This window comes from Halomonas sp. (assembly GCF_041689495.1).
GTDB lineage: Bacteria > Pseudomonadota > Gammaproteobacteria > Pseudomonadales > Halomonadaceae > Halomonas.
Genome location: NZ_JBDNGD010000458.1, coordinates 1 through 3,621 on the forward strand (window position 1 = coordinate 1; position 3,621 = coordinate 3,621).

General features: G+C 59.6%; 5 protein-coding genes. All 5 read left to right on the forward strand.

The window, feature by feature from the left end; translation table 11 throughout:
* On the forward strand, positions 1–588 hold a 588-nt coding region (locus ACESMD_RS13980; RefSeq protein WP_372614183.1), incomplete at its 5' end, for a phosphotransferase family protein.
* Positions 581–1,864: a phosphopyruvate hydratase gene (eno, locus tag ACESMD_RS13985; RefSeq protein WP_372614185.1), complete on the forward strand. Its 1,284-nt coding sequence runs from the start codon at positions 581–583 to the stop codon at positions 1,862–1,864. The genes ACESMD_RS13980 and eno, both read left to right, overlap by 8 nt.
* Before the next feature lie 258 nt (positions 1,865–2,122).
* Positions 2,123–2,572, forward strand: a complete 450-nt coding sequence (locus ACESMD_RS13990; protein WP_372614187.1) for an antitoxin Xre/MbcA/ParS toxin-binding domain-containing protein — start codon at positions 2,123–2,125, stop codon at positions 2,570–2,572.
* On the forward strand, positions 2,572–3,051 hold the full coding sequence (locus ACESMD_RS13995) for an RES family NAD+ phosphorylase (protein WP_372614188.1): 480 nt from the start codon (positions 2,572–2,574) through the stop codon (positions 3,049–3,051). Before ACESMD_RS13990 ends, ACESMD_RS13995 begins: the two co-directional genes overlap by 1 nt.
* A gap of 209 nt (positions 3,052–3,260) precedes the next feature.
* The gene (locus tag ACESMD_RS14000; protein ID WP_372614190.1) at positions 3,261–3,506 is read left to right on the forward strand and encodes a tyrosine-type recombinase/integrase; all 246 of its coding nucleotides are present in this window, start codon (positions 3,261–3,263) and stop codon (positions 3,504–3,506) included.
* Positions 3,507–3,621 lie beyond the last annotated feature (115 nt).

Consider the following 3,621-nt stretch of genomic DNA (forward strand, 5'->3'; position numbering starts at 1 on the left):
GCGGGCCGAGCGGACATCGCGTCAACATTCGATAACGATGCGACCTTCCATGCCCTGAGGCTGGAACCTTATCTCGAAGCGACAGCGCGCGAACACCCGGACCTTGCGGCCCCTCTATTCGGTCTGTCCCGCACTGTCGGTGCGACCAAGAAGGCACTCGTCCATGGCGATATCAGCCCGAAGAACATTCTGGTCGGACCGGACGGCCCCATGATCCTTGACGCAGAATGCGCCTGGTATGGCGACCCCAGCTTCGACATGGCCTTTTGCCTCAATCACCTGATCCTGAAAAGCGTCCACGCTCCCCGTTTCAAACCGGCCTTCATAGGGGCCTTCGAGACCATGAGCACCGCCTACCTGGAGGCAGTGGACTGGGAGCCACGCACGGATATCGAAACTCGGATCGCGGCACTTATTCCGGCTCTGACGCTGGCGCGAATCGATGGGAAATCACCTGTCGAGTATCTGACACGTGATCAAGACAAGATCCGCGTTCGGGCGTTTGCAATCAGGCTGGTCGGGCGCCCGGCCCAGTTGCTAGAAGAGATTGTCGATCATTGGAAAAAGGAAATGGCGGATCATGACTGACACAGAAATCACTGATGTGAAGGGACGCCGTGTCTGGGATTCCCGCGGCCGCCCGACCGTCGAAGTCGAAGTGACCCTGGCACCTGGCGTGAAGGGTCGTGCCATTGCACCGGCGGGGGCCTCGACCGGCACTGGCGAGGCCGTAGATCTACGCGATGGTGGTGATACCTTCGGCGGCTACGACGTTACCCGCGCCGTCGGCTCGGTGAACAAGGATATCCGTGATTGTCTGATTGGCATGGATGCCGACGCCCAGTGGGCCATTGACAAGGCAATGATCGAGTGCGATGGAACCCCCAATAAGGCACGGCTCGGCGGTAATGCGATCGTTGCCACCTCGATGGCTGTTCTGCATGCCCGCGCCGCGGCCGAGAAACTGCCGTTATGGCGATACCTGGCGGCAGGTAATCCTGTACGCATGCCGCTGCCCGAGATCCAGATTTTCGGCGGCGGGGCCCATGCCGCGCGGCGCGTGGATATCCAGGATTTCATGGTGATGGCGCCCGCCGCTGCCAGTTTCGCCGAAGCGCTTGACTGGACGGCAGAGATCTATCGAGCCGCCGGCCTGTTCATGAAGCAGACCGGACGCCTTCAGGGGGTGGCCGACGAAGGGGGTTTCTGGCCCGCCTTCAAAACCAACGAGGAGGCGCTCGATGCCCTGGTTCACGCCATCGAAGATGCCGGTTTCAAGCCCGGCACTGATGTCGGTATCTCCCTGGACGTAGCGGCAAGCGAATTCGGAAGCAGAGACAACTACCAACTGACCCTGGATGATCGCAAGCTGGATACCTCAGGCATGCTCGACCTGCTGGCAGGATGGCTACGCGACTACCCGATCCTCTCGATCGAGGATCCGGTGGCTGAGGACGACACGGAAGGTTTCATCGCCTTCACCGCCCAGCATGGAAAGATCTGCCAGGTCATCGGTGACGATTTCTTCGTGACCAACGCGGGCCGGGTTCGGGCCTCGATTGATGCGCATAGCGCGAACGCGGTCCTGATTAAACTCAATCAGGCCGGAAGCGTCACCGAGGCCAAAGAGGCCTTGCGGGTTGCCAGCGAGGCCGGCTACGGCACTATCGTTTCCGCAAGATCTGGTGAGACCGAGGATCTGACAATCGCGCATCTGGCCGTCGGCTGGAATGCCGGTCAGCTCAAGGTCGGATCCTTCGCGCGATCCGAGCGGATGGCGAAGTGGAACGAATGTCTGAGAATAGAAGAGGAAATGGGATCCTCTGCCGCTTTCGCCGGGCGCAGTGCATTGCCTTTCACTTGATTCAGTTGAAGGCGGGGGTTGTGCACTGGCATGGCCACCGCCGCTGATGTTGCGTTCATGGATTGGGGCGGTTGCGGGGTCTCTGCCTCGAGCTCCTGGCCGGCCCGGCGGTCTGACTGTCGACCCTCGTGACGAAGCCCTCTGGCCCTCATTTATATGACGTGCCATCAACCTCAAAGTGAGGTAAAATGACTGTAGGGTGCGATACACGGCACGCCGATCGGAGAGGGTGCCGCCTAATATTGCCGGGAGGAAACAATGGAGCTCTTAGACCAGACCAAGACCAATGGTGGCAGTGAGATGATGGCCGAGGTGGGGCTGCCTCGGGACGTCTACACAGACCAGGAGGTATTCATCAGGACCGTCAGGGAGGGGGTGTCTGGACGCATCCTCAAAAAGGCGGTATCCGCCATGCCTGATGACCGGAAGGTGTTCGTGCGACTCCTGGAAACGGACTCGGGCAACCTGCACCGCTTCTACAAGCGTAAATCTCTTGGCCGAGCCCAGAGCGAGGAGCTGCTCGACACGCTCAAGCTCTATATCGAGGCGGAGAAGGTGTTTGGCGACCGTGAGATTGCCGAGGACTGGCTGCATACGCCGGTGCCGGCATTGTCGGGCTCACGCCCGGTTGACCTCTTTGACACCTTTGCCGGTCGCGCCATGGTGCGGCAGGCATTGCGCAAGATCAGCTTCGGTGAGTTCAGCTAATGCGGCTGACACTGTTTCGTGTTGCCCCCAAACGGTTTATCGATAACCTATCGGGGTTGGGCGGGAGCTACCATGATGGCGGCCGCTGGAATGAACCCGGCCACCCGGCGTTGTACTTCGGCACAAGCGCATCGGTGGCCCTTCTGGAGATGGGGCACTACATACCAGCACCACGCCAGGTCCCGCGAGATTTTGTGATGGGCACCTACGAGGTCGAAACCGATGCGATCGACACAGTGGATCCGAACTCACTCCCCGAAGACTGGGATCGCTTTCCTTATCCGGCGTCGACCCAGGCCATAGGCACTGACTTCCTGGTCGCAGGGAAGCACCTGGTGTTGCTGGCGCCCAGCGCTGCGGCCTGCGGTATTGACCAGATTGCCGTTGTGAACCCGAACCATCCCGACCTTCAGAGGTTGTGCCTCGTGCAAACCCGCGATCAGCTCTACAACCCGCGGCTTTTCCAAGGGCTGAAGTGAGCCCGTGCCAGCCTCATGGTGGCACACATGTTTGTGCTTTATTTCGCCATCTTCTCAGCTCTCACGCCGCCCGTCGCCTCGCTGAACGCTACACTATAGCCTGGGCAGCTCTGGAGGGGGTCACTTCAGGAAACCAAGGGTCATCCCCTTGACGGAAGAAGCTCTACCTCATAGTGGCAGGCTTGCCGTTCGATACGACTGGTGACAGGGTGCGTGGCGCATTCGAGAAAGCCGGGGAGAAGATTGGTCGCCCTGATATCCGCTTTCACGATTTGCGGCACTGCTACGCCTCGCTGCTGGCCAGCAAGGGTGAAGCGCTGACAAACATCAGGGATCTGCTCGGCCATTCGTCGCTGACAGTGACGAGCCGCTATGCTCATGCAGATCCGGCAAGGTGGGAAAGCGTGGTGGCAAAGTTGCCGCGGATCAACAACCAAACCGCAACCAAACATTGATGGAAAGCTAGCCTTGGTTACGTAACCACCTGATTTCATTGGTGGGCCCAGTTGGACTCGAACCAGCGACCAAGGGATTATGAGTCCCGCTGTCCGCTCTAAATACCAAGGAAAA

What these genes read in the sequence shown, in the direction of transcription:
- ACESMD_RS13990 (WP_372614187.1), top strand. Translation starts at nt 2,123, where the DNA reads ATGGAGCTCTTAGACCAGACCAAGACCAATGGTGGCAGTGAGATGATG.
- ACESMD_RS13995 (WP_372614188.1), top strand. Translation starts at nt 2,572, where the DNA reads ATGCGGCTGACACTGTTTCGTGTTGCCCCCAAACGGTTTATCGATAAC.
- eno (WP_372614185.1), top strand. Translation starts at nt 581, where the DNA reads ATGACTGACACAGAAATCACTGATGTGAAGGGACGCCGTGTCTGGGAT.